This is a genomic window from Entomohabitans teleogrylli, from assembly GCF_001484765.1.
Lineage (GTDB): Bacteria > Pseudomonadota > Gammaproteobacteria > Enterobacterales > Enterobacteriaceae > Entomohabitans > Entomohabitans teleogrylli.
Window position 1 is genome coordinate 1 of record NZ_LLXO01000115.1, and the last position, 412, is coordinate 412.

A 412-nucleotide genomic window follows, 5' to 3' on the forward strand; every position below is an offset into this window, starting at 1 on the left:
TCCCCCAGTAGCGGCGAGCGAACGGGGAAGAGCCCAGAGTCTGAATCAGCATGTGTGTCAGTGGAAGCGGCTGGAAAGCCGCACGATACAGGGTGAAAGTCCCGTACACGAAGGCGCATATGCTGTGAGCTCGATGAGTAGGGCGGGACACGTGGTATCCTGTCTGAATATGGGGGGACCATCCTCCAAGGCTAAATACTCCTGACTGACCGATAGTGAACCAGTACCGTGAGGGAAAGGCGAAAAGAACCCCGGCGAGGGGAGTGAAAAAGAACCTGAAACCGTGTACGTACAAGCAGTGGGAGCACAGGCTTGCCTGTGTGACTGCGTACCTTTTGTATAATGGGTCAGCGACTTGTATTCTGTAGCAAGGTTAACCGAATAGGGGAGCCGAAGGGAAACCGAGTCTTAA

The 412-nt window shown here is 54.1% G+C and carries 1 rRNA gene; it reads left to right on the forward strand.

From position 1 onward, the window contains the following. Positions 1–412 (forward strand): 23S ribosomal RNA (locus AQ981_RS25490); the annotation flags it as partial.